General features: G+C 50.4%; 25 protein-coding genes. 21 read left to right on the top strand and 4 right to left on the bottom strand.

Annotation, left to right across the window (positions count from 1 at the left end; all coding sequences use genetic code 11):
* The first annotated feature begins 30 nt into the window (after positions 1 to 30).
* From C557_RS0105100 to C557_RS0105130, 8 genes are all read left to right on the top strand, one after another.
* Positions 31 to 999, top strand: coding sequence for a tyrosine-type recombinase/integrase (locus C557_RS0105100; protein ID WP_018750756.1), 969 nt, complete (start codon positions 31 to 33; stop codon positions 997 to 999).
* Between the two features lie 517 nt (positions 1000 to 1516).
* Complete coding sequence (locus C557_RS22990) at positions 1517 to 2587, top strand: MATE family efflux transporter (protein WP_018750757.1); 1071 nt, start codon at positions 1517 to 1519, stop codon at positions 2585 to 2587.
* A gap of 51 nt (positions 2588 to 2638) precedes the next feature.
* Complete coding sequence (locus tag C557_RS24050; RefSeq protein WP_018750758.1) at positions 2639 to 2821, top strand: hypothetical protein; 183 nt, start codon at positions 2639 to 2641, stop codon at positions 2819 to 2821.
* A 145-nt stretch (positions 2822 to 2966) separates the two neighbouring features.
* A complete protein-coding gene (nikA, locus tag C557_RS0105110; RefSeq protein WP_018750759.1) occupies positions 2967 to 4553 on the top strand; it encodes a nickel ABC transporter substrate-binding protein in 1587 nt (528 codons plus the stop codon).
* Positions 4554 to 4568: 15 nt separating this feature from the next.
* Entirely contained in the window at positions 4569 to 5504 is a 936-nt protein-coding gene (gene opp1B / locus C557_RS0105115; protein WP_018750760.1) for a nickel/cobalt ABC transporter permease, read from the top strand.
* Positions 5501 to 6412 (top strand): nickel/cobalt ABC transporter permease, encoded by a 912-nt coding sequence (gene opp1C, locus C557_RS0105120; RefSeq protein ID WP_018750761.1) that lies wholly within the window; start codon positions 5501 to 5503, stop codon positions 6410 to 6412. The genes opp1B and opp1C overlap by 4 nt, the downstream gene beginning before the upstream one ends.
* Positions 6384 to 7196, top strand: a complete 813-nt coding sequence (locus C557_RS0105125; RefSeq protein WP_026263309.1) for an ABC transporter ATP-binding protein — start codon at positions 6384 to 6386, stop codon at positions 7194 to 7196. Before opp1C ends, C557_RS0105125 begins: the two co-directional genes overlap by 29 nt.
* Positions 7197 to 7200: 4 nt before the next feature.
* A complete protein-coding gene (locus C557_RS0105130; protein WP_018750763.1) occupies positions 7201 to 7989 on the top strand; it encodes an ABC transporter ATP-binding protein in 789 nt (262 codons plus the stop codon).
* A gap of 66 nt (positions 7990 to 8055) precedes the next feature.
* Here the strand turns inward: C557_RS0105130 and C557_RS0105135 are convergent, their stop codons facing one another.
* Positions 8056 to 8424 (bottom strand): winged helix-turn-helix transcriptional regulator, encoded by a 369-nt coding sequence (locus C557_RS0105135; protein ID WP_018750764.1) that lies wholly within the window; start codon positions 8422 to 8424, stop codon positions 8056 to 8058.
* A 141-nt stretch (positions 8425 to 8565) separates the two neighbouring features.
* Between C557_RS0105135 and C557_RS0105140 the strand changes: the two genes are divergently transcribed.
* A complete protein-coding gene (locus C557_RS0105140; protein ID WP_018750765.1) occupies positions 8566 to 9237 on the top strand; it encodes an NAD(P)H-dependent oxidoreductase in 672 nt (223 codons plus the stop codon).
* A gap of 81 nt (positions 9238 to 9318) precedes the next feature.
* Here C557_RS0105140 and C557_RS0105145 read toward each other — a convergent pair whose 3' ends face one another.
* Positions 9319 to 10689 (bottom strand): PepSY-associated TM helix domain-containing protein, encoded by a 1371-nt coding sequence (locus C557_RS0105145; RefSeq protein WP_018750766.1) that lies wholly within the window; start codon positions 10687 to 10689, stop codon positions 9319 to 9321.
* Between the two features lie 311 nt (positions 10690 to 11000).
* Between C557_RS0105145 and C557_RS0105150 the strand changes: the two genes are divergently transcribed.
* The 10 genes from C557_RS0105150 to C557_RS0105195 all read left to right on the top strand — a co-directional run bounded on the left by C557_RS0105150 (position 11001) and on the right by C557_RS0105195 (position 18900).
* A complete protein-coding gene (locus C557_RS0105150) occupies positions 11001 to 11930 on the top strand; it encodes an NAD(P)/FAD-dependent oxidoreductase (RefSeq protein ID WP_018750767.1) in 930 nt (309 codons plus the stop codon).
* 89 nt (positions 11931 to 12019) lie between these two features.
* Positions 12020 to 12277, top strand: coding sequence for a hypothetical protein (locus C557_RS0105155; protein WP_205621590.1), 258 nt, complete (start codon positions 12020 to 12022; stop codon positions 12275 to 12277).
* 53 nt (positions 12278 to 12330) lie between these two features.
* Positions 12331 to 12786, top strand: coding sequence for an 8-oxo-dGTP diphosphatase (locus tag C557_RS0105160; protein WP_018750769.1), 456 nt, complete (start codon positions 12331 to 12333; stop codon positions 12784 to 12786).
* Positions 12787 to 12988: 202 nt separating this feature from the next.
* Complete coding sequence (nikB, locus tag C557_RS0105165) at positions 12989 to 13906, top strand: nickel ABC transporter permease (RefSeq protein ID WP_276202651.1); 918 nt, start codon at positions 12989 to 12991, stop codon at positions 13904 to 13906.
* Between the two features lie 27 nt (positions 13907 to 13933).
* Positions 13934 to 14779, top strand: a complete 846-nt coding sequence (gene nikC, locus C557_RS0105170) for a nickel transporter permease (RefSeq protein WP_018750771.1) — start codon at positions 13934 to 13936, stop codon at positions 14777 to 14779.
* Positions 14776 to 15564 (top strand): ABC transporter ATP-binding protein, encoded by a 789-nt coding sequence (locus tag C557_RS22995; RefSeq protein ID WP_018750772.1) that lies wholly within the window; start codon positions 14776 to 14778, stop codon positions 15562 to 15564. The genes nikC and C557_RS22995 overlap by 4 nt, the downstream gene beginning before the upstream one ends.
* 72 nt (positions 15565 to 15636) lie before the next feature.
* Positions 15637 to 16446, top strand: a complete 810-nt coding sequence (locus tag C557_RS0105180) for an ATP-binding cassette domain-containing protein (protein WP_018750773.1) — start codon at positions 15637 to 15639, stop codon at positions 16444 to 16446.
* A 32-nt stretch (positions 16447 to 16478) separates the two neighbouring features.
* A complete protein-coding gene (locus tag C557_RS24835) occupies positions 16479 to 16652 on the top strand; it encodes a hypothetical protein (protein WP_018750774.1) in 174 nt (57 codons plus the stop codon).
* Between the two features lie 65 nt (positions 16653 to 16717).
* Positions 16718 to 18151, top strand: a complete 1434-nt coding sequence (locus C557_RS0105190; protein WP_018750775.1) for a nickel ABC transporter substrate-binding protein — start codon at positions 16718 to 16720, stop codon at positions 18149 to 18151.
* A complete protein-coding gene (locus C557_RS0105195) occupies positions 18151 to 18900 on the top strand; it encodes a class I SAM-dependent methyltransferase (RefSeq protein WP_018750776.1) in 750 nt (249 codons plus the stop codon). Before C557_RS0105190 ends, C557_RS0105195 begins: the two co-directional genes overlap by 1 nt.
* Before the next feature lie 57 nt (positions 18901 to 18957).
* On the opposite strand, the gene murI is transcribed toward C557_RS0105195, so the two are convergent.
* On the bottom strand, positions 18958 to 19767 hold the full coding sequence (gene murI, locus C557_RS0105200; RefSeq protein WP_018750777.1) for a glutamate racemase: 810 nt from the start codon (positions 19765 to 19767) through the stop codon (positions 18958 to 18960).
* Positions 19768 to 19949: 182 nt separating this feature from the next.
* Here murI and C557_RS0105205 point away from each other — a divergent pair, with 182 nt between their 5' ends.
* A complete protein-coding gene (locus tag C557_RS0105205) occupies positions 19950 to 20630 on the top strand; it encodes a hypothetical protein (protein ID WP_018750778.1) in 681 nt (226 codons plus the stop codon).
* Positions 20631 to 20752: 122 nt separating this feature from the next.
* Here the strand turns inward: C557_RS0105205 and C557_RS0105210 are convergent, their stop codons facing one another.
* Positions 20753 to 21478, bottom strand: coding sequence for a M50 family metallopeptidase (locus C557_RS0105210; RefSeq protein WP_018750779.1), 726 nt, complete (start codon positions 21476 to 21478; stop codon positions 20753 to 20755).
* Between the two features lie 137 nt (positions 21479 to 21615).
* On the opposite strand from C557_RS0105210, the gene C557_RS0105215 reads away from it, so the two are divergent.
* Positions 21616 to 23352 (top strand): TerB N-terminal domain-containing protein, encoded by a 1737-nt coding sequence (locus C557_RS0105215; protein WP_018750780.1) that lies wholly within the window; start codon positions 21616 to 21618, stop codon positions 23350 to 23352.
* Positions 23353 to 23392 lie beyond the last annotated feature (40 nt).

The following is a 23392-nucleotide window of genomic DNA, read 5'->3' on the forward strand; positions in this document are numbered from 1 at the left end:
ACTCGTTACGTCATGTCCTGGAGGGAACCTATGAATACACAAATGAATGAAAAATTTACAGATTCTCTAGACTTGCTAGAGCTTAATCAAAATAGCTGTAATGACGACAAAATTGTAGGGATGTTCATCAGCACTTGTTGCACAGCAAAAAATACACAAAGGAGTTATCTCCGGGCTATCAGTAGCTTTCGGGAGTTTATTAACTACAGAAGACTGAATTCGGTAAGCTGGAGAGAAATAGAAGCCTTCAAGCTATACCTTCAACAACGTCCAAACCTGGTATCTAGGCAGGCGCTGGCGCCAGCCAGCATTGCGGCTTCCTTAGCTCCACTAAAGTCGTTGTACAGATGGGGAAGTGATGCCAGCATAGGATTTTTCACCAGTAATCCAACCTCAAACGTGCGTTTGCCAATGATTCAGGTGACTAGTCACAGGAATTATTTGACCAAGAATGAAGTGGGGTTATTGCTTGGCCGCTTGCAGCAGCAGGGCCAAAGGAACTATTTGATCGGCTTATCTCTTGTTATGCTTGGCTTAAGAGTGTCCGAACTTACCTCGATGGTGTGGGGGGACTTTCAGAAAGATATTATGGACTCAGGGGTATGGCTCATACTCCAATATACTAAGGGGGGGAGGACAAGAGCAATCAAGGTTCCTGAGTATTTATGGAAACGCTTTGAAGCCTATGCGAAGCATGTTTCAAAGCAGGATCATCCCCCGGCCGGGCTAAAATTATTTCCTATTACAACAAGACAAATCGAGCGAATTATAGGCAAGGCGGGGGAACAAAGCGGTATTACAAAGAAGCTGACTCCTCATTGGCTGCGTCATACGAACGCGACATTAGCCTTGCTTGGAGGTGCTTCGCTCCAACAGGTTCAAGAAACCTTAGGGCATGCGCATATCAATACAACCCAGCGCTATCTCCATACTGTGGACCAAATAAAAAAAGCAGCTCCCGATTATGTGCAGGATTGCTTAAGAGAATTTATGAATTAGGACTATGCAAAAGTGGGTTGTTTGACCTATAATCGAAATGAATACCCAACAAAAATCTATCTTTTTCTACATTTTTACCCATGACTTTTGTCGGATAATTATCATTATACGACCTGTTTGAATTGGGACTATAGAACTATAAACATATCTTTATCGAGTGGTTGTTCAGGATTGTATACATGTGTTACAAAAATACTGATACTGAAAGGCAATCACCTCCAAGCAAAGGACGTAACGGTGTCTGAAACGTTGCTGACTGATCCTCGTACAACCTGCCGGGGCAAGCAAATACTACTATAACAAAACATGGATCACCTCTGCTGTGAATACATTTAGCCTTGACAAGGCTAAATGTTGTTTAATATAATTTATCCGTAATATGTACGATTAATGGTAGATGCAATCATATAGATATGCTTATGGGATGCTCCTGTCTGCAAGTCAATATTCATTCATACAGGAGTATGCCCATTTTTATTGCCCTTAAATCGTAAAAGTTACATATAAAAGGAGCGACATGACACATCAACAGTATTTCAAGCTTGCCATACCGCTCATTTTATCCGGTTTATCAATACCGCTGCTAGGCGCGGTGGATACGGCCGTCGCAGGTCGTCTGGAGCACGCTGCTTATATTGGTGGGGTGGCGGTAGGAAGTCTCATTTTCAACAATATGTATTGGTTGTTTGGCTTTCTTAGAGTAAGTACCACAGGGTTTACGGCTCAGGCTTTAGGAGCGAAGCAAGACGATCAGCTTGCTTATGCCTGCTTGAGGCCCATGCTGATTGCTCTGCTGACGGGCATGGTCTTTATCATTGTCCAAAAGCCCATTCTCCTGGCCTCCATACAGTTGATCGGGGGAAGTGAGTTGGTGCTTCAGCAAGCGAGCATTTACTTTAACATCCGTATCTGGGGTGCGCCGTTTGCTCTGACCCAGTATATCATTACCGGTTGGCTGCTAGGGATGTCCAAAGTCAAGTGGACCCTGGTCTCTCAACTGTTGGTGAATGTGCTGAATATGCTGCTTAGCGTCGGGTTCGCCTTGTATTTGGACTTAGGAGTAGCAGGGATTGCCGTCGCTACGCTGGTGTCAGAAATCTTTGGCGTTATCGTCGGTTTCATCATTATGCGTTATAGTCGCAAATGGTCCCTGGAGCAGCTAAAGCTTGGGAAGCTGTTCGAACCGAGCCATGCGAAGAGAATGCTGGTTGTGAATCGCGACCTGTTCCTGCGAACGGTCTGCTTGCTGACCATGACTAGCTTGTTCATGGTTCAGGGAGCTCGCATGGATGAGCTGACACTGGCGGGCAATGCGATTTTGCTGCAGCTTCACTACTTGCTGGCCTACGTATTCAGCGGGCTGGCGAATGCCTCCAGCATTCTTGCCGGACAAGCGCTAGGAGCAGGCAGCTACCGAAGTTACCGCCGTTCTTATACTTTGTCGGCAGTCTGGGGCACTATTTTTGCTGTATTGCTGGCTTCGATTCTGTTGGGCTTTCCGTCCGGAATTATTTCATTGTTCACAGCAAACCACGAGGTGCAGTTAGTGGTGAGGGAGCATATGATCTGGATTGCCTTATACAGTTAAGCTGGCGTATGGGGCTTGCAGCTTGAAGGCATCTTTTCAGGAGTGACCCAGGTGTGGGCGATTCGCAACGGTATATTTATTTCACTGCTGATTTATATTCCGGTGCAGTGGCTGGCGGCCATGCACTGGAACAACCATGGGTTATGGCTGGCTTTTGTCACGTTCCATCTCATGCGTACCGTGTGTACTTCGGTGTATACAAGAAAGGTGGAGCGCCTGATTTATCCGACGTGAGTAATTTAGTGAATTATTAAAAAAAAGGTGAACGAGTAGCCGAGAAGACGGTATGGAGCTGAAGCAGCGAGTGTAAGCCCATATCGGCCGCAGGCTCCTGCCGTTCATCACCTGTCCAATCAATAACTATTATCAGGAGGATACAATGAAGACGAAATGGTTAGCAGGACTTATCGCATTACTTATTCTGGTGACAGGCTGCGGACAGCAAGCCAAGCAGACGACGGGGAGCTTGGGGGAGAAGAACGAGCTGGTATTTGCCAGCACCAAGGATATCCGGGACATCAACCCTCATTTGACGGGCGGGGAATTGGCCGCGCAGAATATGGTATTTGAATCGCTGGTGGTCAACACGCCGGAAGGCGTTCAGCCCAAGCTGGCCGAGAGCTGGACGATTTCGGACGACGGAATGACCTATACCTTTAAATTGAGAGAGAATGTTGTATTTAGTGATGGAGAACCGTTTACTGCCGAGGCGGTCAAGCAAAATATCGATGCCGTCGTGGCCAACTATGAGAAGAACGCCTGGCTGAATCTGGTTCAGGTCATTGACAGTACGGAAGCCGTGGATGAGCATACCTTTATCCTCCATTTGAAGAATCCGTATTACCCGACACTGGAGGAGCTGGGTCTGACCCGGCCGTTTCGCATGATCTCGCCAAACAGCTTCATCGACGGTACAACCGCGAATGGGGTTAGCAGCTATGCGGGAACCGGACCTTATGTGCTCACCGAGCATAAGGATAATCAGTATGCCTTGTTTACAGTGAATGAGCAATACTGGGGGGATCTGCCCAAGATCCAGCAAGTTCGCTGGAAGGTGATGCCGGATCATCAGACGATTCTGCTGGCGCTGCAAAACGGCGAGATTGACCTGATCTTTGGCGCGGACGGAGATATGCTGGATGCCAATGCCTTCACCTCCTTACAGGAGCAAGGCAAATACGTTACGAAGATCAGCCCGCCGTCCGGCTCCCGGGCGATTCTGTTGAACAGCAAGCGGGAATTTACCCGGGACCGGCTGGTACGCGAAGCGCTGCAATATGCGATTAACAAGGAAACCATTGCCACGGGGATTCTCAACGGTACCGAGCAAATTGCCGATGTGCTGATGTCGAATTCTACCCCTTATGCCGACATTGACCTTCCGATCCGTGCCTACGATGTGGCGAAGGCAGAGTCTTTGCTGGATCAGGCAGGATGGGCAAAGGCGGAGGATGGCTACCGCTACCGTGACGGCAAGAAGCTGAGTCTGATGCTCTCCTACAATTCGGACAATGCTCAGGAGAAGACGATTGGCGAATCGATGCAAAATGATCTGAAAGCGATCGGTGTCGAGCTGGAATTGCTGGGCGAGGAGAAGCAGGCTTATTTTGACCGGCAGAAGTCCGGGGAGTTCGATCTGCAATATTCCTTGTCCTGGGGGCTGCCTTATGATCCGCAGACCTATGTATCCACCTGGCGTGTGCCCTCGCATGGCGATTACCAGGCCCAGGCGGGTCTGGAGAAGAAGGAATGGCTGGATCAGACGATTAGTGACGTCCTGGTAGAGCAGGATGAAGCGGCGCGGGGAGCAAAATATGAGCAAATCTTCCGTTATGTGCACGAGGAAGCCGTGTATTTGCCATTAACCTACTCCGTGGTGAAGGCGATCCATTCCGAGGCGCTTCATGGCGTAGCCTTTAACGTATCGCAATATGAAATTCCATTTGAACTCATGTTTTTTGAGTAAGCGAAGCGTGATTTTATGATGAAACAGTATTTGACCAAACGGATATTGGGCACGTTCCCGCTGCTGCTTCTGGTTACCTTTATGGCCTTTGTGCTGATTAATTTGCGAACCAGTGATCCGGCGGAGATTGCCCTGCGCGTCAACCAGATTACGCCAACGGAGGAAGTCGTGCAGGAGATGAGGGAGGAGCTGGGGCTGGATCAGCCGTTCCTCGTTCGCTACAAGAACTGGCTGCTTGACAGTCTGCAAGGAGACTTTGGCAACAGCTATGTGAACAACAAGCCTGTGCTGGAGGAGCTGAAGCTGGCTATCCCTCCAACGCTGCAATTGGCCGGGGTTACGCTGATTCTGATCGTTGTTTTCAGCATTTCCATCGGTGTGATCTGCAGTATTTTCGAGCATCGGTGGCAGGATCGCTTTCTGCGGGGATTTATCTTTGTGCTGGCCACGATGCCAAGCTTCTGGATCGGCTTGCTGTTGATGTGGTACTTCTCGGTCTATCTGGGCTGGCTGCCAACCAGCGGCATGAATGGACCGACCTCGATCATCCTGCCAGCCTTGACCTTATCGCTGACCTTTCTATCGACGTATGTCAGGCTGATTCGCAACAACATGATTCAGAATGCCAGCGAGAATTATATTCTTTACGCCAAGCTGCGCGGACTGAAGCAAAGCACGGTTGTCTGGAAAATATTCACGAACTCGATCCAGTCCTCGCTGACCGCCTTCGGAATGTCAATCCCGCGGCTGATTGCGGGGACGGTGATTGTGGAAAATATTTTTGCGTGGCCAGGGATCGGGCGGCTGTGTGTAAAGGCGATTTTCAATTCGGATTATCCGGTGATACAAGCTTATATTTTGTTGATGGCGGTGCTGTTTATTGTTTGTAATTTACTAGTTGATATCTGTATTGTGATGATTGATCCGAGGTTGCGGAGGGAGGCCAAATGAATTATTTCAAACGTCTCAAGCAGGATAAGCTAGGCATGCTGTGTCTGGTATTTCTGGGCCTGGTGTCGCTGGCGGGTCTGTTGGCGCCGCTTCTTGCACCGCATGATCCCACCCTGGTACGGGTGGACGTGAAGCTGGCGATGCCAAGCGCTGAGTATCCGCTGGGGACAGATCATTTGGGACGATGCTTGCTCTCCCGAATTTTGTTTGGCATTCGTACCACGTTTTTCTATGCCTTTCTGGCTATGGTTGTGACGATGATTTCAGGAGTCGTCTTCGGGATGCTGGCCGGTTATTCCAAAGGCAAGGTCCGCGAGGCGATTCTGCGGGTGTGCGATGTGATGCTGTCCTTCCCCTCCGAGGTGATGATTCTGGCGATCGTTGGCGTGTTGGGGCCGGGGATTCTGAATATCGTCATTGCAAATATTTTGTCCAAATGGGCCTGGTACACCCGGATGATCTACAGCAGTGTGCAGCAATACCGCTCCAGGAACTATGTCAAGTTCGCGCAGGTTCATCAGGCGTCCACGCTGTACATTATGCGAAAGCATATTGTACCCGGCATTGCCGGGGAGGTGACGACTCACTCCACGCTGGAGATGGGCTGGGTCATTCTCAGCATTTCCTCCTTGTCGTTCCTGGGACTGGGTGTACAGCCGCCCACACCGGAGTGGGGCATGATGCTGAATGAAGCCAAGAATGTGCTGTTCACCCATCCGTGGCAGATGATTCCCGCCGGGCTGACGATTTTGCTGGTCGTGGTGGCGCTGAATTTCCTGGGGGACAGCATGCAGCAGGCGATGAATGCCAATTCATATATGACCACTCACAAGCCGCAGCGCAGGCTGCTTTGGATGTGGAGAGGAAGGAAGAGGGATCATGCCTCTATTACAGGTAAACAAGCTTAACATCAGGGATGAGAAGACGGGAAGAATGATTGTTCGTGACGCCTCCTTCGCGGTGCAGGCGCATACCTGCCTGGGCATTGTGGGCGAGAGCGGCAGCGGGAAGTCGATGACGGTGCGGGAGATACTGGGCGTGAATCCGCGCTGGATTCAATCGGACGGCGAGGTTTGGTTCGAGGGGCGTAATATTTTGCAGGATCATGAGAAGCAGCGCCGGGCCATTCGCGGCCGGAAGATCAGCATGATTCTCCAGGATGCGATGACGGCCTTTAATCCGATTGAGAAAATGGGCAGCCAGATGTGTCAAACCTTTGTCCAGGTGCTGAAGGCCAACAAGCGAGAGGCCAAGCGGTTAAGTCTGGACAGCCTGAAGGCGATGAACTTCTCGGACCCTGCTGCCGTATACAAGAGCTATCCTCACGAGCTGTCTGGCGGGATGCTTCAGCGCTGCATGATTGCCATCGCTCTGGTCCTGAAGCCGAGCTTGATTATTGCCGATGAGCCGACGACGGCGCTGGATTCCATTAATCAGCTGGAGGTTGTCAAGCAGTTCCAATCTTTGAAGGAGCTCACAGGCACAACGCTGATCCTCATCTCTCACGATCTGGGGGTGGTTCAGCGGTTGGCCGATGAGGTGATCGTGATGAAGGACGGAGAAATTGTGGAGAACGGCACGGTGGCGAACGTGTTTCATCACCCGCAGCATCCTTATACGCAATATCTGGTCAACACGCGACTGCAATTATCGGACAGCTATGTGAAGACACTGCAGGCGGGGGGAGTGTGAAGCTATGATTCAAGTCGAGCATTTGCAAAAGAGTTATATCACCGGGCGAGGACTTTGGAGTCGCAGCCATCAGGAGGTTCTGACCGATGTGAGCTTTCACCTGAATGATGGAGATTGTCTGGGCATTGTCGGGGAGAGCGGCAGCGGCAAGAGCACCCTGTCCCGGATTCTGCTTGGTCTGGAGGCCTATGATGGCGGGAGTATCCGGATCGATGGCCAGCCGCACCAGCAATGGATCAAGCAGAACAAAGGGAAATTCAGCGTGGTGTTTCAGGATTATCGCACCTCGGTGAATCCGAATTGGACCCTGCGGCAAATTCTGGAGGAGCCGCTTCGCATGCTGCATGGCGGCAAGCCGCAGCAGGCTCAAGTCGAGGCTGTGATTGCCGAGCTGATGGAACGGGTGCAACTGCCCTTGGACTATCTGGAGAAGTATCCGCATGAGCTAAGCGGCGGACAACTGCAACGAATCTGTATTGCGCGTGCCCTGACCACCCGTCCTCGTTATCTCATTTTGGATGAGGCCATCAGTTCGCTGGATGTGTCCGTACAGTCACAGATTTTGACGCTGCTTAAGGAGCTTCAAGCGGATTATCAATTAACCTATTTGTTTATTGCCCATGACCTCCAGGCTGTTGCCTATCTCTGCAATCGGCTGGCCTTCCTGCGGGACGGGGTGATCCTGGAGGAGCTGGACTGCAATCACTTCACCTGTGCCAAGAGCGAGTATGTCAATGAATTGGTGAGCTCGGTTCTGCCCTTCGAATCGAAGTTCGCCCGAGAAGGGTACTGACATAGTGCCCAGGCCTCAGCCCGTTCAAGTATCCGGTGTAAACAATACAACCTCAGATTTTGCTCTTTACTGATCGGATGGAGCAGGTTCGCTTAGCGGGGAGCTATGCTGATAGCGGCTCCCCCAATCATACATAGCCTGAATAATGGGCTGCATGGAGAGACCCAGCGGCGAGAGCTCATACTCGACGCGTGGAGGAACTTCTGCAAAGACCGTTCGTATGATGATGCCGTCTCTTTCTAATTCGCGCAGTTGTAAAGTCAGGGTGCGGTGCGTGATATGGCTCATCATGCGTTTTAATTCATTAAATCGCTTCTTGCCGCCGAGCAGGCGGTAGAGAATAATTCCTTTCCATTTACCGCTGATCAGATTCAGCGTGGTTTCTACCGGGCATGGAAGTTCTGTACAGTCAGGATTCATGGGTTGCTGGTCCATAAAGCTTCTCCTTTACCAATAGTATCAAAAGTATACTTAAGTACATTTTTTTATATTATATATCTTCAATGTTCGTACTTCAAATCAGATGCAGATATATGCTACCCTTAGAGTAAGAAATCAGGAAAGGAAGGTATGGATATGCGTATAGCTAATGAAACTATAATAGAGGCATTTAACTATCGTTATGCCTGCAAGAAGTTTGATACTAACCGGGAGGTCTCGCCTGAGGATTTTGCCACGATATTAGAGGCGGGCAGATTGTCGCCAAGCTCGTTCGGGTTTGAACCTTGGAAATTTGTGGTTGTGGAGAAGCATGCAAAATTAAGAGACAAGCTGTCTCCGGTCGCATGGGGCGCGCACAGGAGCCTGGAAGGGGCGAGTCACCTGGTGATTCTGCTCGCCAGAACAAAAGCGGATATGATCTACAATTCCGATTATATTACCAAAATGATGACAGAGATTCATCATCTTCCTTCGGAAGCGGCGGAAGGGATGAGAAAGGCTTTTGAAAATTTTCAGATGGAGCAATTTGAACTGCTGGAAAGCGATCGGGCCATGTTCGACTGGGCCAGCAAGCAGACTTATATCGCACTGGGCAACATGCTGACAGCGGCCGCCTTATTGGGTATTGATTCATGTCCTATTGAAGGCTTTCATCGCCAAGGAGTTGAGGATGTCCTGAAACAGGAAGGAATTCTGGACACAGCGCATTTTGGCGTGTCTGTCATGGCCGGGTTTGGCTATCGCGCGGAGGAGCCGCGCCCGAAAACCCGTCAAAAGCTGGACGACATCGTTCAATGGGTGAACTAAGCCATCCAACAGCATGTTATAAACACAAACAGCCAGTCGCCCCTTCAGGCGACTGGCTGTTTGTAATATAACCGGGAATACTCACCTTGTTATCCCGGCTCGTGCTTTATTTCTCGTGGTACAGTAAATCGTAAACTCAATTAGTAAGATGATGAGGACGGACAAGCCGAACAAGGGCATAAGCACTCCCATAATCAATACGGTGAGCAATGCACCAACAGACCAGGGCTTATTGATGCGCTGCGGGAGATTGAGGTCTCCGGGTTTTACCCTTCTCATCCACGAAATGAATCCCATGGCAATAGTCGCCAGGAAGGCAAGGCATACCAGCAGATTCAAGATTTTATTGGCAACTCCGAATAAATGCCCTTCATGCAGAGGAATTCCCCATGTGAACCACTTGCCGATTATCCCATAATCCGCAAAATCAATTTTGGCGATCAGTTCACCGGAGTATTGATCAAAGTAAGCGGTCGTCTCTTCATAGGGACTTACATCCAGACCCGTAACGCCTGTATTGCTGCCTTTGGACACGGTAAATACACCAAACTCACCTGCCGGGTAGACAATAGAGAAGGGGCGACTGATCTGCTCGGCTTGAGCTTGCTTGATTAGGGCTCCCAAGCTTTGCTGGTGGGCCAAATGGATAGCGGCCTCGCCCGTTGAGTGATGATCTGCATGTCCACCTTGGCTTGAGGCCGGCTGATCCATGCTTCGGGTAGCCCATGGAATTTCATTGACATCGGATTGAGGCGGATTATATCGCAGCTCCGTTCTGCCCAAGGCCGGATATTCTTGTCCCAGCTTGCTAATATGACTGCCCATGAAGACGGACCAGGGAATTCCAGTCAATATAATTATGATTAATGGCAGGGCAATAACTAATCCTAGCAAGGCGTGAAGCTTTTGAAATCGCAATGGCTTGCCCGCTTGAGCGGATTTAGCAGTAAGCAGCTTCTTCTTAAAGGTCATGTAGATACCCGAGACGATAAGAAAGACCGTCCAGCAGGCCGTCAGCTCGACCAGATAGCGGACCCAGGTCTGCTCCGTCAGCAGTGAACTATGGAAGTTCCGCATGAGATTGGAATAGGTATTTTTGGCATCTTGGCTAGCCACGATTTGATTATGATGGTCGAGGAAAATATACTGTGTGTCTCCTGCTGGATTACTGATTGTCACACGATGGTTGTACGGGTCCTCCATGATACTGATTTTGCCAATAGTATAGTCCGGGTATTGATGACTGATTTGCTGAATCGCCTCATCCATACTTTGCTTGGAGGCGATGCCGCTATCTCCGAAAAATTCATGCTCGTACATATTTTTCTCGATATCGGTGTAGAACAGGAAGCCAATACCGGAAAGGCTCAACGTAATGAGCAGCGGAGTAATCAGCCAGGCCGCATAGAAATGAAGCCGGCGCAGCGGGTTAAAGGTGTTTTGATGACCCATAGGGCTCTCCTCGTCAGTATATTTCCACGCCTGCGTGGATTGAATGAAACTATGTTAATCTATTTGGATACGGAGGACATGACTCTAACGGGCTAATTTAATTATGATATTTTTAAATTTTAACGAAAAATAATCTGTGCATAGGGTAAGCCAGACGCCACCACATAAATCTGATTGGTTGCAATTCGCCGCAAGATGCTATATTATCGACATTATGAATCTATAATTGCGAATCAGGTAATGATTAACCGTAGAGTGGCTAATTTCTACTTTAATTATGGATATTTTGGGTCCATGGAGGTTGTGTTGCGATGGTAAATAAAGAGCTTTTGGATGTTATCATTATCGGCGGCGGTCCTGCGGGCTTGAGTGCTGCACTTGTATTGGGAAGGGCTCGCAAGCGTGTTTTGGTCATTGATGAAGGGAAACCGCGTAATGCCGTTACACAGGAGGCTCATGGATTCCTTACCAGAGACGGTATACGCCCAAGTGAGCTTCGGCGTCTGGCCCTGGAGGATTTGAAGTCATATTCGTCGGTTTCCTTGATCAAACATGTGGTCACTACCGTTACCGGGACCGATGGCTGCTTTCAGGTGTCCACAAGCGAGGGACAGACCTTTGAAGCCAAGAAGCTGTTGTTGGCTGCAGGGATGAAGGATCGGCCGCTGGATATTCCCGGTTTGGCGGAGGTATATGGCAAGAGCGCCTTCGTCTGCCCTTATTGCGATGGATGGGAGCTTCGGGATGAACCACTGGTGATCATTAACTCTGGCTCCGAACTGATGCATTTCGCTCCATTGATCTCGGGCTGGTCGAACCGTCTGACCTTCTGTACTCATGGTCCTGATGGCTTGACGGATGAGGAGCGGGAGGAAATTAACCGGCATCAGATTCCGCTACACACCTCTCCGATCCGGACTATTGAATCCAGGGACGGAATCGTTCAGCAGGTGCTGCTTGAAGACGGAACCGCAATTCCATGCAGAGGGATCTTTTTCAAGCCGGATTTAGTGCCTGGATCAGATTTGCCGGAGCAATTAGGCTGCGAAATGTCAGATACAGGAGTGGTCGCCGTGGACATGCTCGGAGCTACCAATGTGCCTGGCGTCTACAGTGCGGGTGATGCGGCCTCCAGAATGCATCAGGCGATTGCAGCGGCTTCGATGGGCAGTCTGACAGCAGCGGCTATGAACTCCCAACTGAATCTGGAGGTTTGGCAGAGCAAGGGAACAACCAACTAATGGGGTTCGCTTCATCATACTAGAATACAAATAACAGGGATGCCGCCGGGGGCATTATTTTCTCAATCGTGCGCAAGGACGGATTGCTGGTGCTGAACCAAGGGGAAGGAGAGCTGCTAAGCTCGATGAGTGCTGGGCAGGTATTCCTTCTGGTGTATCTGGCATCGACCTTAACCGCCTGTCTGGTTACGTTATGGACTATTAAAAATGAAATGGGCTGGTCCGCAGCTGCATCCTTGGCAGGCAAGCAATTGTTGACCTGTCTCGGCTCGTCCGTCATCCTGCTTGGTATAATGAACTTAGGCAGAGGCTTGATGGCTTTTATTTGGCAGCTGACCGGGCTGTAGTGGTATGCTATAGGGTATACAAGCCGATGAGAAACAACTAAGGAGATGTCCGCATGGCAAATATCGAATTGACGAATATGTGCATGATTTATGATCGCCACACGCATAAGGTTTTGGTTCAGGAGCGGGTAAAGTCGTGGGAGGGTCTGGCTTTTCCCGGAGGTCATCTGGAGGATGGCGAGAGCATTGTGGATTCTACCATTCGGGAGATTAAAGAAGAGACCGGACTCACGGTATCGGAGCTGGAGCTGTGCGGTATTATTTATTGGTATAACGAAGAAACTCATGACAAATATTTCGTATTCAGCTATAGAACGCATGTCTTTACCGGTGACCTGTTAGAAGAGACTGAGGAAGGCAAGCTGTATTGGGTGAACCGGGACGAGTTAAGCGATTTGCCTTTGTCCAGGGGCCTGAAGGATCGCTTGCCCATGTTCCTGGACAAAAAATTTTCCGAAGGCTTTGGCATTGTTGGCCGTGATGGTCGCCGTGAAGTGAAATGGCAGTAAGAATGAATAGCTGGAATAAGCAACGCTGTCCTGGTTTATAGGGGCGGCGTTTTCTGTTTTTATACCTTGTGCATAGTAAAGCAGAAGGAATATCGCTTTCTTAAATCGTAATTTTTTTGAATAATACTATTAATTTTAAAAGATCATGCTATAATCGTAAATATTACTAATAAAGAGGAGGGGGAGAACAATTACGCGTTATCTGCTTCAGCGGCTGCTGCAGCTTGTTCCGGTGCTGCTGGGGATCTCTTGCATTGCCTTTGGCCTCATGCATTTGACTCCGGGTGATCCGGCGGAAATCATGCTCCGAGCAGATGGCATCAAGCCTACATATGAAGCTATCGAGGCAACCAGACAAGCATTGGGTCTGGAGGGTCCCGTATACATGCAATATGTGAATTGGCTGCTGCGTGTACTTCAACTTGATCTCGGTGTTTCCTATAGCAGCGGACGGCCTGTATTCATGGAACTGATGAGTAGATTCCCGGCTACGGCGGCGCTGACAGCGGGTGCACTGCTAGTGGCATTACTGGTTGCCCTGCCACTGGGCATCGGCTCCGCTCTCTATCCGGGGAGCTTGCTAGATCGACTGGGGCGAGTGTGCACATTGCTTAGTGTATCTATGCCTGGTTATTGGCTTAGTTTGTTGCTCATTTACTATGGAGGCGTCAAGCTTAAGCTATTACCCGTGACAGGGATGGGTGAGCCTTCAAGTCTCGTTTTGCCTTCCATTGCCTTGGGGTTTGGCTTGTCCGGCATCTATATTCGGCTGATTCGCACCAGTCTGCTGGATATCCTCGGGAAGCTATATATCAAGGCGGCCCGCGCCAAGGGTCTGGCCGGTTGGGCTATTTTGGCCAAGCATGCATTCCGCAACGCCTGGTTGCCCAGCATGACCTTGCTTGGCATTCATGTGTCCGCTTTGCTAGGTGGCTCGGTCGTCGTGGAGACTATTTTCTCCTGGCCAGGCATCGGTAAATATGCAGTTGATGCTATTTTTGCGAAAGATTATCTGGTCATTCAAGGTTACGTATTACTGATGGCGCTTGTCGTTGTTCTGGTCAATTTGGCGGTGGATCTGCTGCATATGCTGCTGGACCCCAGAATCAGGCTGCGCTGAGCGCTTGTAAAGGAGCAGTATGTTTTGATGTTTCAGACACGATTACTACGAACGGGAGCGGCCCGGGTCGGGGCAGCTATTGTCCTGCTATTTCTGCTTGTGGGCCTATTGGCACCCTGGATTGCCCCCTCTGACCCGCTCCAGATCCATATGGAGCATAAATTAAGCCTGCCTTCCCTGGAGTATCCTCTGGGAACGGACCATTTAGGACGATGCGTGCTCTCCCGCTTGATCTATGGCACCAGAACCTCGCTCTTTTATTCGCTGGCCGCGCTTGCCGGGGTATTCTCCATCAGCGTACCCATCGGCCTGTTAGCCGGCTATGCCGGGGGTAAAATCGATCATCTGATCATGCGTATTATTGATATTTTGCTGGCCTTCCCCAGCCTCATTTTGTCATTGGCTATCACGGCGGTGCTGGGACCGAGTATAAAGAATCTGTTGATTGCTTTTGTGGCGGTATGGTGGACAGGATACGCCCGTGTCATTCGCGGGATGGTGCTGCAGATCAAGGAAAGTGATTTCATTATGGCAGCGAGAGCTGCAGGGACGTCCCATTTTAAGATCGTTGTGCGACATATTTTGCTTAATACGTCCCGTCCCATCCTGGTTCTGACTTCGCTGGAGATCGGAACGATCTTGCTCTCCCTTGCGGGCTTATCCTTCCTGGGCCTTGGCGCTCAGCCACCTACACCGGAGTGGGGGGTTATGCTGAATGACAGCCGTCCTTATATTCAAACGGCGCCACGCCTGATGCTGTTCCCCGGACTGACGATTATGCTCGCAGTTTTGGGATTTAACCTGCTGGGCGAGGGGCTTAAACCGGCGGATCAGGGGTTGCCTGAGCCTCGGAAAGAGGGGGTATCTCCATGATGGATGCAAAACCGTCGGCTTTGCGAATCGAGCATTTACGGGTTAGCTTTCGCACCGGGAAAAGGTCACAGATGGCGGTGGAGGATGTGAGTCTGGAGGTCAAGCCCGGGCAGATTGTTGCACTGGTCGGCGAGAGCGGGAGCGGCAAAAGTGTAACAGCAATGGCAGCTATGGGCCTGATTGATCCTCCTGGGCAGATTGAAGACGGCGATATTTGGCTTGGAGACCGCAATCTTAGCACCTATTCGGAGCGCCAGCTTCAGCAAATACGCGGCCGAGAAATTGCTATCATTTTCCAGGACCCGGTCAATGCGCTGAACCCTGTCATTAATATAGGAAAGCAGTTGATGGAGAGCGTGAGGCAGCATCGGCGGGTATCAGCTCAGGAAGCCAAACGGTTGGCTTTAAGCCAGATGCAGCAGGTAGGCCTCGCTCGGCCGCAAGCATTGTTCCATCAATATCCTTTCCAGATCAGTGGAGGGATGTGTCAACGGGTTATGATTGCGATGGCCTTGCTCGCCGGCGCAAATTTGCTAATTGCGGATGAGCCAACAACTGCCCTTGATGTGACTATTCAGGCACAAATCCTCAAGGAACTGGATCGGGTCAGGCGTCAGCAAGGAATGAGCATGTTACTGATTACCCATGACCTTGGCGTTGTCGCTGAATTGGCCGACTATGTGTACGTCATGCGTGAAGGAAGGATTGTGGAACAAGGTGATGTGTACGAAATATTCGCAGCTCCCAGGCATGCTTATACAAAATATTTACTGGAATGCCGCTAGCCGGGATACTGAACCTTTCTGCACAGGCTACACATGATTGACAAGAGGGGATTAAGGGAGAAAGCGAAAGGTATGGAACTGTTAAGAGTCAATAAATTAAGCAAAGTGTATCACACGGAACGAGGCTGGCTGGCGGCCAAGGTTCTTCCTGTACAGGCAGTGAATCGGATCAATTTATCTCTGTCACCCGGGGAGAATCTGGGGCTGGTGGGAGAGAGCGGCTGTGGCAAGAGTACCTTGGCCAGGCTGTTGATGGGACTGGAGAAGCCAACTTCCGGTCAAGTATGGTATCGAAACGTAGAGTTTACCGATTGGAATCAGCGGAAGATGCAAGAGATTCGAAGCAAAATGCAGATGATCTTTCAGAATAGTCTGGCTTCATTTAATCCATTGTTCACGATTGAGCAGGTCGTTGATGAGCCGCTGCGCAACTACGGCTGGAACAACCCCAAGGCGCGCCAATCCAGAGTGATTGAGACTCTGGAACGGGTTGGCTTAGGTTCGGGTTATCTCGGCAGGCTGCCCCATGAGCTTAGCGGAGGGCAATTGCAGCGAGTGGGCATCGCCAGGGCTATAGTCTTGCAGCCCGAGCTGGTCATATGTGACGAACCCTTCTCCAGTCTGGACATGACCCTGCGCAAGCAGATGATTGATTTGCTTCAGGAACTGAAGCGAGAGTTAGGGCTAGCCTATATTTTTATCACTCATGATCTATCTATTGTACATCGCTTATGCGACCGCGTGGCAGTGATGTACCAAGGCGAAATTATAGAAGAGCAATCGGGAACGGATTTGCTGCGGCAGGTTCAGCATCCCTATACACGTACCTTGGTGGCATCGGTGCCTATTCAGGATCCAAGACAGAGAAGTTTAAACCCATAATGAAGCAGACAACAGAAGGAGAGTTACTATCTATGAATAAACTTATTATCAAGCACCGTCTAATTCAAAGCCTGCCATTGGTTTTACTGGCCGTACTATTGGTCGTGACAGGCTGCAGCAAAAGTGTCCCGTCCTCCCAAGGGGGGAATACCAGTGCTGATAAACAGCAAGTGTCTCTACTAACGGAGAAGGGCAAGAGCGGATAGTTAAGGTAGCTGTTTCTGCTGACCCGGGCCTGGATCAACTGGATGCTGGGGCTTACAAAGGCTCCATGACTGTACATGCCATGGTCTATGACGGATTGGTAGAATATGGGGAGAAGGGAGAGGTCAGGCCTGCGCTAGCCGAGTCTTGGGATATCTCTGAGGATGGCAAGGTATACACCTTCCATTTGCGTCAAGGCGTCAAATTCTCTGATGGCACACCGTTTAATGCTGAAGCCGTCAAATTTTCCTTTGAACGCTGGATCAAGGACCCGGCAAACACTTTAAATGTGGCCACCGCACTGGAGTCTTTGGAGGTTGTGGATGAACATACGATAACGATGCGCTTTAGCAAATCCTATTATCCCTTCTTGACGGAATTGTCCTTTGCCCGCCCTGTACGGATTATTAGTCCATCCGCGGTGGAGCCGGCCGGAGATGTGAACGGTCAATTTGTCAAGCCGATTGGAACGGGGGCCTGGATGGCGGAAAGCTACAAAAGAGATCAGGAAGCGGTGCTTGTAGCCAACCCTAATTATTGGGGCGAGCAGCCAAAGCTAACGAAAATCGTGCTGAAGGTTATTCCTGATCCGCAGTCCCGCGTTATGGCTCTGCAAAGTGGTGATATTGATCTTGCCGGAGGCCAATTGGGCAAAATTCCAGTGGAGAGCATTCCGGTGATTGAAGGGGATGCATCGCTAAGCCTGGAGCGGACGCCGGGTACGAGCTCTCACTTCATGATCTTTAACTACGACACGCCCGCATTGCAGGAGCTGAAAGTACGCAAGGCGATCAATTTGGCTATTAACAAAGCAAGTATTGTTAATGACCTGATGAACGGTATCGGTAGTGAGGCTAAGGGCTTGTTCCCTATGACCGTGCCGTATGTCACCGAATCCAATCAGACCTGGTACGGATTTGCACCGGAGGAAGCCAAGCAATTGCTGGCGGACGCCGGGTATGCCGAGGTTAACGGAGAGGGCGTTGCCATGAAGGCAGGGGAACCCTTGCAGTTGAATCTGGTCCTGCAGCAGGCAGAGTTCCCGGAGTGGAAGCCTATTGCCGAATTGATTCAATCGGAATTACAGGAGATTGGCATCCAGGTTAACCTGCAAGTGCTGGAGCCTAACGGTTACTATGATGCTTTATGGAAAACAAGGGAATATGATCTGATTTTGTACCGGACTTATGATGATGCTTATAATCCACATTCCTTCCTGTTGTCCTTATTCCATGCCACAAGCGATGCACCAGCAGCCGTTGTATGGTCGGATGCCAAGCTGGAGGCGCTGATAGATCAGGCTGTAGGCACTACCGATTTGGAGGAGCGCCAAGCTACCTATGATGATGTATTCGCCCAAATGTATGAACAAGCTATGTTTGCGGCTATTTACTTTCCTGAGGATATCATGGTCAGAAGTCAACGATTGACGGGCTACAAGGCCGGATACACTACGTTTACACCGATTTTCTGGAATCAACTGAATGTGGGTGAACAATAATGCTGAAGGAAATATCCAAGTATTGGAACTCCAGCTCGGGCAGTTATGATAAAGTCGTACAAACTCAATTTCGTAGTCAAAGAATGGTTAATCTATGGAAATCCCTGCTGGTGGAGGGCATGGGGGGGCGTCCTGGTCAGAAAGTGCTGGATGTCGGCACCGGACCCGGATTTTTCTCCATCCTGCTGTCGCAAATGGGGCATAAGCCAACAGCGGTGGATGCCTCTTCCGGGATGATCGAACGGGCAACGGGCAATTTCCGTCACTTTGGCTATGAGGTTCCCGCTTATGTAGGCGATGCTGCGGATTTGCAAGCGGAGGCGGACAACAGCTTTGATGCTGTCGTTTGCCGGGACGTCGTATGGACATTACCCGAGCCACAGAAGGCCTATGCTGAGTGGTATCGGATTTTGAAGCCGGGAGGCGTTCTGATTGTTTTTGACGGCAACTACATGTACAAGGAGAGCCGCAGCTTATTGCGCCGCTTGTGGTATGCCCTCTCCTGGGTTCTGATCTTAGTGACGGAGCAACGGGTCCGAAAGCGTAGTCAGGAGGATCGCAGCTTGCTGAGCGGCTTGCCTTTTGTCCGTGTCTTGCGCCCGGAGGCGGATGAGGAGGTTTTGAAGCATGTGGGTTTTACAGCACTTGACGTGCGCCGGAACTTCATTCCTGCGCTTGCCCTGCCGCTTCATCATTTGAAGTATGGCCATCAGAATGTGAACCGCTTTATGATCATTGCGAAGAAATAAAAACACATATAAATAACCTTCAACCTTATTGAGGCTGAAGGTTATTTGGCTTGATGTTCATGCTTGCAGGGACTGAAGATACGCGAGGGCCCGGGCCATTTTATCCAGATAAGCCGGGTTGCGATCCGAGCACATAAAAGTAATGGGCGGGACAGGACTCGACGCCTGCGTCTTGACCGATGCCCCCTCTTCCGGCTGTACTTTCGGTAAACCCAGCATGGTGCATAGCCGATCTACCGTGCCCCCGGTGCCGTCGATTAATTCAATATGAGGTGGCAGCAGGTGCCGGAGTATATTTTTATAGTAAGGAAAATGGGTGCATCCCAGTACGATAGTTCCGTATACATCCAGATTGATTCCCCCCAGCTTTCCCCGGAAGTAAGCCTCGATCTGCTGGGGGGCGAACTGAAGCTGCTCACAATACTGAACTAGCTCCGGGAGGGGCATTGAATCTACCACCTTATGATCGTCCACCCGATCTACCAAGTCATGATATTTGGAGAGGCTAAGCGTGAGTTCTGTAGCGAATACCAGCACGCGCCGGCCAGCTTCGTGACTTCGACGTACTGCAGGCTTGACCGCAGGCTCCATACCAATGACCGGGATATGGTCATAGGTGCTTCGCAGTTCTTCAATGGCCGCACTTGTTCCGGTATTACAGGCCACTACCAGTGCCTGAACAGGTTCCTTCATAACTAGTTGTACCGATTCCTGCACATAACGTTTGACCTCTTCCAGCGTCTTGGTACCGTAAGGAACATGCAGCGTATCGGCAAAATATAAAAAATTCTCACCCGGCAATCTGCGCATGGCTTCCTGCAAAACGGTTAGCCCACCGATGCCTGAATCAAAAAATGCAATGTTCATGGGTTGTATCACCTTTATTATTTTGGTTTTTCGCGGGTGAAGCTGCATCGAAGGTTAAAATATCTTCATCAAGCAGCCCCTTGCGCCGCTTATCATCTTACCGTAAATTTGCGGATCAATAAACTTATTTATTATATACTGGAAGCAGAGAAACAGTCACTAGGACGAAAAGGAGCGGGAATATGAGGTCTACAGCAGTTGCTATGAGAGCAGCCGAAGCAAGAACAATCCGGGTCCTGTTTGCGGTGTGTTGCATCTGCGTATTCGTACTGCTGGCAGGCTGCCGGCAATCAACCGTTACTTATTCAGAGAATTTGCCCGAAGACCAAGGAGGCCCTATCTCCATTAAACTCCTGGACAGCAGTGATGAGGAGTATTCCATTGTCAGAGCTGCGGGAGCCGATGCCCAAATGATCTTCACGCTTGACCCTGGTGAAGAGAATATGAGCCATATCAAGCTATGGGTGGATCGCTATGTGAATGGAGAAAAGCAGGAATCTGTGATGGGAATAAGCACAAGTCTTACATTTGATTTGGAAGATTCGGATGAACTGCTCCCTAAAATTTATTGGACTACATATCCCTCATGGGAGGGCAATCCGGAGAATTGGACTCTGGCCGTCAGGCAGCAAGGAGGGGTTAGCACCGGGAAATCAGTTATTCAAGGCTTGGACTATGATAGTACGCTGACTCAGCCGGTGGCGCAGCTATCCTTGAATCCCGATGACACGGGAACACTTGGAGTGCTCGCAAGAAACAAGGATAGGAGTTCTGTGGAAAGTAATGTAGATGTCGAAAAGATGATCCAGGATCATCAGGAGGCTTATGTACTCCGCTGCCTTGTCAGTGCCGATGAAGAGTAGGCGAGAGGAAAGAGAAGGACCGCTAGAAGCTTGGTGAACCCGCAGCCGAAGAGTCGGTATGGGGCTGAAGCAGCGAGGGTAAGTGCCCATAGATCGCAGGCCCCCCAATGTTCACCATGTTTTTAGCGGGGATTGTCGTAAGGCCCCGGCTGTGCGTATTTTTTCATTTTACGGAATTGTTTGCTTCGCTCCCGGTCCGACCAATAGAATTGCAGCGCCAGCCTGGCGCACAGCAAGGAAATTCCCAGGAATGCCAAGGCCCAGAACAAGGCGGGTACTCCTGTCAAATGAGCCAGATTCGTGGCGTCTCCGGCATTTTCGGGTGATGTGAGCGAATGCAGCAATACAGTAATGGGCCCCATTACTGATTCCTCCAGGCAGAGGAACGAAAGCAGCAAATAGTAGAAATTGCTGATCTTCCCTCCGAGCAATACAAACACGACATTAATTACAACAAATAAAATCAGCCACCCCAGCCCGTATCCCCCACGAACAAACAGCAGGGCACTGATTAACGCGATTACACTGATCGTGATCAATCCTGCGGCTTGCTGCTTGCGGGCATAGCCATAGAAAAGAGCTACCGCAAACAGGGAGGCCGAGATGTATCCGGCCAGAGAGACAGCCAGTTGGCTCCAGCCTGTCGTCAGCACGGAATAGGTGACCCCGCTATGATCGGGATTGAGCTCGATGCGAAGGACCTGACCGGACATCAGCAAGGTCACTGCGGCATGGCCCAGCTCGTGAATCAACGTATCCAGCATACGGAACCAATCGGAGAACGGAATCAGCCTGGTCAGGATGGCTGCCCCGAGCAGAAAAAGAATGGCTTTCAGCCAGCGGTTCATAAAATGCTTCCTCCCTCACGTGAATACCAGTTGCTTTTCATTATAAAGGAGGGCAAAATAGTATTCAAAAGGCGAACAAACTTTCGGTTCGCGTCTGTTCGGTGATATAATAGTATCGTGATGGAGGTCTTTATACCATGAATGATCATAAGGACGAACGATTCTACTCCGACCTGTCTGCCCGGGACGGGCGACGCGCAGAGCGGAGGGGACAACCTGCCTTTGCCGAGCTGGAGATACAGATCGGGCCTGCGGACCGGCAAGGGATCAGGGAAGAAGGAATAAGCCGGATTGTCGCTCCGGACCCCTGGAGCCGGGAAAAGAGCTTTGAGCAGGATTTTCGTTATATTTCCCGGGAACAGCTCTTTGTCCACAAGGGAAAGGAACTGGAGCATGTGACTGAAGATACGGCGGAATTTGTTCCCTTTCATACCTACTGGCCAACCTATGATGAAATGCAGCCAAGCCAATTGAAATGGTATTTGTTTTGGCGGGGAGAGGTGCGAGCCGGTCGTTATCCTGATACAGACCTGTCTTATTTATTTGTGTACCTGTATGAGCTGATTCACGGAATAGGCTGGGCGGATCCGTCAGAGGGATACACACAAATCGAGCGGGTCTGGCAGGCTTACCGGGAGCGTTACCCCAAGCTGGACAACTATTCGCGGGAGTGGCTTTATGATTTTGCATTGATATTTCATCTGGATCAGGCCCCGGTTAACCCGCCGTTAACCAAGCTGCCGCGCAGCTTGTCCATGGAACTGAAGGAATTGGAATGGCAACGGAAATTTTCGGCTCATACGCTGGAGCTAAGCTGGGAGCTGCTTCGGCTGATGATTGATTACGAGGCGGAGAAGAGCCGTTATTACATAGAGCAGGGTCGGAAGAGCTTACGGCATTACGCGCCCAGGATTGTCACGCTCGTGGACGGATTTTTAACCAAAACAAAGGGAAGTCGTTTGCTTGATCTTTTTGTACCACGTGAGAGGAAGGTCTCCCGCTACCTCTTTCGCAGTGCAGTTTATGATCACAGCTTGTATGGGCGGACCCGGGAAGTAACGGTTCTTCCCTATAGCGAACATCCTCCCCTTCGCGCTTACTTGACACATCTAGTGAGGTTTACTGAGAACAAACTGCGAGAGCTTGACGGATACAAGGGACGGCTGAAGGGTGTCACTGTGGAGCCGGATATTGATAAGCTCATCAGCCGCTACCTCCAGACAGAGTTTACTCAACGTCAGCAGGAAGAAGCGAGGGCGCGACTGCCGAAGGTGAAGATCAACGCCGCCAAGCTGCGTAAGCTGAAGCAGGAATCCGATGAGGTGCGGGATATGCTGTTGTCTGAGGAGGAGCAATTGCCGGAGCAGGGGCAGAAGGATATTTCCAAGAAAGACAGCCGTAGTGCTGTCCCTTCAGTACGTCCGGTTCAGGCGGAGCTGGACTTTGAACATGGCTGGCAAGCGGAGGAGAGTACGGCCGAGTTGCCGTTATTAACAGGAGCGCAGCTACTGCCTCGCCGGGAAGGGACGAGGGCGCAAGCTGAACAAGCCTGGGAATCGGGGGCGGATAAACAAGGACGATCTTCCGAGAACAAGCCTGCGGTGGCGGTATCATCGGCCATTTCTGATGCATGGCAGGAACTGCTCGGACGCTTATCAGCATGTCAACGGCAGGTGCTCATCAGCTTGCTGGACGGACAAGGCTCGGCTGGACTACAGGCTATTGCCGAGCAAGCAGGCTCCATGCCGGAATTGCTGATAGATGATATCAATCACTTGGCTATGGAATGGCTAGGCGATTTGCTTATCGATGGAGAAGAGCTTCTGGCAGAATATCGTACCGAGCTGGAGCGGGTGCTGCAAGCAGGGCAATAGCCGAGATCAAGCTGTATTTCTAACAAAGAGGTGATTAGCG

This window comes from Paenibacillus sanguinis 2301083 = DSM 16941 (assembly GCF_000374825.1).
Taxonomy (GTDB): Bacteria; Bacillota; Bacilli; order Paenibacillales; family Paenibacillaceae; genus Fontibacillus; species Fontibacillus sanguinis.

Coding starts and splice junctions, on each gene's coding strand:
- C557_RS0105100 (WP_018750756.1), top strand. CDS start 31: ATGAATACACAAATGAATGAAAAATTTACAGATTCTCTAGACTTGCTA.
- C557_RS22990 (WP_018750757.1), top strand. CDS start 1,517: ATGACACATCAACAGTATTTCAAGCTTGCCATACCGCTCATTTTATCC.
- nikA (WP_018750759.1), top strand. CDS start 2,967: ATGAAGACGAAATGGTTAGCAGGACTTATCGCATTACTTATTCTGGTG.
- opp1B (WP_018750760.1), top strand. CDS start 4,569: ATGATGAAACAGTATTTGACCAAACGGATATTGGGCACGTTCCCGCTG.
- opp1C (WP_018750761.1), top strand. CDS start 5,501: ATGAATTATTTCAAACGTCTCAAGCAGGATAAGCTAGGCATGCTGTGT.
- C557_RS0105125 (WP_026263309.1), top strand. CDS start 6,384: ATGCCTCTATTACAGGTAAACAAGCTTAACATCAGGGATGAGAAGACG.
- C557_RS0105130 (WP_018750763.1), top strand. CDS start 7,201: ATGATTCAAGTCGAGCATTTGCAAAAGAGTTATATCACCGGGCGAGGA.
- C557_RS0105135 (WP_018750764.1), bottom strand. CDS start 8,424: ATGGACCAGCAACCCATGAATCCTGACTGTACAGAACTTCCATGCCCG.
- C557_RS0105140 (WP_018750765.1), top strand. CDS start 8,566: ATGCGTATAGCTAATGAAACTATAATAGAGGCATTTAACTATCGTTAT.
- C557_RS0105145 (WP_018750766.1), bottom strand. CDS start 10,689: ATGGGTCATCAAAACACCTTTAACCCGCTGCGCCGGCTTCATTTCTAT.
- C557_RS0105150 (WP_018750767.1), top strand. CDS start 11,001: ATGGTAAATAAAGAGCTTTTGGATGTTATCATTATCGGCGGCGGTCCT.
- C557_RS0105160 (WP_018750769.1), top strand. CDS start 12,331: ATGGCAAATATCGAATTGACGAATATGTGCATGATTTATGATCGCCAC.
- nikC (WP_018750771.1), top strand. CDS start 13,934: ATGTTTCAGACACGATTACTACGAACGGGAGCGGCCCGGGTCGGGGCA.
- C557_RS22995 (WP_018750772.1), top strand. CDS start 14,776: ATGATGGATGCAAAACCGTCGGCTTTGCGAATCGAGCATTTACGGGTT.
- C557_RS0105180 (WP_018750773.1), top strand. CDS start 15,637: ATGGAACTGTTAAGAGTCAATAAATTAAGCAAAGTGTATCACACGGAA.
- C557_RS24835 (WP_018750774.1), top strand. CDS start 16,479: ATGAATAAACTTATTATCAAGCACCGTCTAATTCAAAGCCTGCCATTG.
- C557_RS0105190 (WP_018750775.1), top strand. CDS start 16,718: ATGACTGTACATGCCATGGTCTATGACGGATTGGTAGAATATGGGGAG.
- C557_RS0105195 (WP_018750776.1), top strand. CDS start 18,151: ATGCTGAAGGAAATATCCAAGTATTGGAACTCCAGCTCGGGCAGTTAT.
- murI (WP_018750777.1), bottom strand. CDS start 19,767: ATGAACATTGCATTTTTTGATTCAGGCATCGGTGGGCTAACCGTTTTG.
- C557_RS0105205 (WP_018750778.1), top strand. CDS start 19,950: ATGAGGTCTACAGCAGTTGCTATGAGAGCAGCCGAAGCAAGAACAATC.
- C557_RS0105210 (WP_018750779.1), bottom strand. CDS start 21,478: ATGAACCGCTGGCTGAAAGCCATTCTTTTTCTGCTCGGGGCAGCCATC.
- C557_RS0105215 (WP_018750780.1), top strand. CDS start 21,616: ATGAATGATCATAAGGACGAACGATTCTACTCCGACCTGTCTGCCCGG.